Source organism: Streptomyces sp., from assembly GCF_031181705.1.
Taxonomy (GTDB): domain Bacteria; phylum Actinomycetota; class Actinomycetes; order Streptomycetales; family Streptomycetaceae; genus Streptomyces.
The window spans coordinates 1-2,422 of the sequence record NZ_JAPSKN010000006.1 but is presented as its reverse complement, the minus strand read 5'-3'; the positions used below and the strand labels follow the sequence as shown (position 1 = coordinate 2,422).

Genomic DNA, 2,422 nt, shown 5'->3' with positions numbered 1-2,422 from the left:
CCCCGGTGCCCCGCCCCGGCGGGGGGGGGGGTCCCCCGCCCCCCCCCCCACGCCGGAGGGATCACTTCACGCGCCCGTACCAGACGCTCTTGGTCCAGATCTTCTGGAGCCGCACCACGTCCCCGCTCTTCGGGGAGTGCCAGAGCTTGTTCTTACCCGCGTAGATACCCACGTGGTAGACGCTGCTGCCCGAGTGGAAGAACACCAGGTCCCCCGCCTTGCGGTTCTTGGCGGAGATGTGGCGCGTCTTGTTGTACTGCTGGGCGGCCGTGCGCGGGAGCTTCTTGCCCGCCTTCTTGAACGCGTAGAGCGTCAGCCCCGAGCAGTCGAACCGGTGCGGTCCGGTGGCCCCGTACTTGTAGGGCGAACCCTTCTTGGAGGCCGCTATCTGCAGTGCCTTCGTCGCCGGCGTGGCTGCCGCCGCTTCGGACGAGAAGCCGGGCGCCACGATCGAGCCGCCCACGGCGGCGATGGTGAGGGCCGAGGCCGTGCCGGCCCGGACCATCAGCGACGGGACACGATTGAGCGCAGTCATGCGCAACCCTTCGTCAGCCGCCTGTGAAGGATGACCTGTCGGATTCGGGCTGGCGAAGTTGCCCGGCCGCTGACGCGGCTTCACCCCAAGGGCTGCTCGGACCCGGTCATGGCGTGACCGTCCCGGCGACCCGTCGTGCTTGGGTCCTCCACTCCTGCCGATCCACTCCTGTCGACCGGTCATCCGGGCGGCGGCAGGACTCGGCGTCCGCCCGGATCGCCCCGCCGCTGTGGCGGGGGCTTGTCGTCAGACAGGGATCTTGACGCATGGATGTCCTGAAATCCCAACGGAACCGGGGATTTGTGTTGTTACTCACCACTCACCCGTTCGGGTGGACACATCACTGTTCGAGCCGCCGTCCACGGCTGCGCGGACGGTCGGACCAGCGATGGAACGCCCCATTCCGCCCCGTGGCCCCGCGCGTTGCGCAACCGCGGGGGGCCAGAAAAAGGATTCCTGTCTACTCCGAACAGGGGTACGTCGTTCGGTCCGTTTCGACTCAGGCCCGGACGCTTGGCCGACCGCACGAGCGCCCGGGCCGTCAAAACCGCCTCAACTCGCGGACTCGGGGGGCAGCATGACCCGCGCCGCGCGCCGCTCGCCGTCCAGGACCCGCAGCGCCCGGGCCAGCGTGCCGGCGTGCAGCTCCGTCTCGCCCCGCTGGTGCATCACGGCCAGGGCGTCGCGCAGTGCGGTCGCCTTGCCGACCAGGGCCTGGGCGGCGCGCAGTCCGCGGTAGGTGTCGCCGTACAGTGCCGGGTTGATCCGGCCGAGCAGGTCGACGACGTCCAGGTAACGGTCGATCAACTCCGCCTCGGCGCGCGTCAGGGCGGGCAGCGGCGGCAGCTCGTCAGGCAGCACGGGGGGTTCACCGTCCCGTCGGCACGGCCGGGCGGGCCTTGCGGTCGGGCATGATCCGGTCCACCAGGCCGTACTCCACCGCCTCCTGGGCGGTGAGGATCCTGTCCCGCTCGATGTCCGCGCTCACCTGCTTTCGGGTGCGGCCGGTGTGGCGGGCGAGCAGCTCCTCCATGCGGGTCCGCATGCGGGTCAGTTCGTCCGCCTGGATGGCCAGATCACCGGCCTGGCCTCCGACCGGCTCCGGCAGCGCGGGCTGACGGAGCACCATGCGGGCGTCCGTCAGCGCGAATCGCTTGCCGGGGGTGCCCGCCGCCAGCAGCACGGCGGCGACCGGGCCCGCCTGGCCCAGGCAGATCGTCTCGACGTCGCAGGAGACGTACTGCATCGTGTCGTGGATCGCCGTCATGGCGTGGAAGCTGCCACCGGGCGAGTTGATGTACAGCGAGATGTCGCGGTCCGGTGCCCGGTGCTCCAGGTGCATGAACTGGGCCAGCACGTCGTTCGCCGAGTTCTCGTCCACCGGCGCGCCCAGGAAGACGATCCGCTCCTCCAGGAGCTTGGAGTACGGATCCATCGTCCGTGGCCCGGCCCCCGTGCGTTCGGTGAACTCGGGCAGCACGTGACGGGCGGACGGTCGGGCCATGGCGAACCCCTCCTCGCGGGCCGGGCTGTCTCGGCGACGGTGACAGCTGTCTCTGTAAAAAATGTACAGGACGTACGTGACGTTATGATGGGGACATGGCCTACGAGATTCCGGTGACGCAAGCCAGGGCTGAGCTCGCCGACCTGATCAACCGCGTGGTGTACGCCGGGGAACGCGTCGTCGTCACCCGCCACGGCAAGCCGCTCGTCGCCCTCGTCTCCGCCGATGACCTGCGGCGACTGGAGGAGGCCCGGGAGCTCGCCGAGCCGGCCGAGGAGCAGGTGATCAGCGCGGTGTCCACCGTCCGCGAGGTCGCGTCCGCCGCCGGCGAACGGCAGCGGTTCGGGATCGCGGCGGAGCACCGGGGGTCCGGCCCCGCCTAG

The 2,422-nt window shown here is 70.3% G+C and carries 4 protein-coding genes and 1 riboswitch; of the genes, 1 reads left to right on the top strand and 3 read right to left on the bottom strand.

The window, feature by feature from the left end; genetic code table 11:
- Positions 1-61: 61 nt before the first annotated feature.
- The 3 genes from RIN80_RS02440 to RIN80_RS02430 all read right to left on the bottom strand — a co-directional run bounded on the left by RIN80_RS02440 (position 62) and on the right by RIN80_RS02430 (position 2,039).
- The gene (locus tag RIN80_RS02440) at positions 62-535 is read right to left on the bottom strand and encodes a C40 family peptidase (RefSeq protein ID WP_094054314.1); all 474 of its coding nucleotides are present in this window, start codon (positions 533-535) and stop codon (positions 62-64) included.
- 3 nt (positions 536-538) lie between these two features.
- Positions 539-751, bottom strand: a riboswitch (cyclic di-AMP (ydaO/yuaA leader).
- A gap of 336 nt (positions 752-1,087) precedes the next feature.
- On the bottom strand, positions 1,088-1,396 hold the full coding sequence (locus tag RIN80_RS02435) for a hypothetical protein (RefSeq protein ID WP_309093781.1): 309 nt from the start codon (positions 1,394-1,396) through the stop codon (positions 1,088-1,090).
- A 7-nt stretch (positions 1,397-1,403) separates the two neighbouring features.
- Complete coding sequence (locus RIN80_RS02430; protein ID WP_309093780.1) at positions 1,404-2,039, bottom strand: ATP-dependent Clp protease proteolytic subunit; 636 nt, start codon at positions 2,037-2,039, stop codon at positions 1,404-1,406.
- 95 nt (positions 2,040-2,134) lie between these two features.
- Here RIN80_RS02430 and RIN80_RS02425 point away from each other — a divergent pair, with 95 nt between their 5' ends.
- A complete protein-coding gene (locus RIN80_RS02425; RefSeq protein WP_309093779.1) occupies positions 2,135-2,422 on the top strand; it encodes a type II toxin-antitoxin system Phd/YefM family antitoxin in 288 nt (95 codons plus the stop codon).

Coding starts and splice junctions, on each gene's coding strand:
- RIN80_RS02440 (WP_094054314.1), bottom strand. CDS start 535: ATGACTGCGCTCAATCGTGTCCCGTCGCTGATGGTCCGGGCCGGCACG.
- RIN80_RS02425 (WP_309093779.1), top strand. CDS start 2,135: ATGGCCTACGAGATTCCGGTGACGCAAGCCAGGGCTGAGCTCGCCGAC.
- RIN80_RS02430 (WP_309093780.1), bottom strand. CDS start 2,039: ATGGCCCGACCGTCCGCCCGTCACGTGCTGCCCGAGTTCACCGAACGC.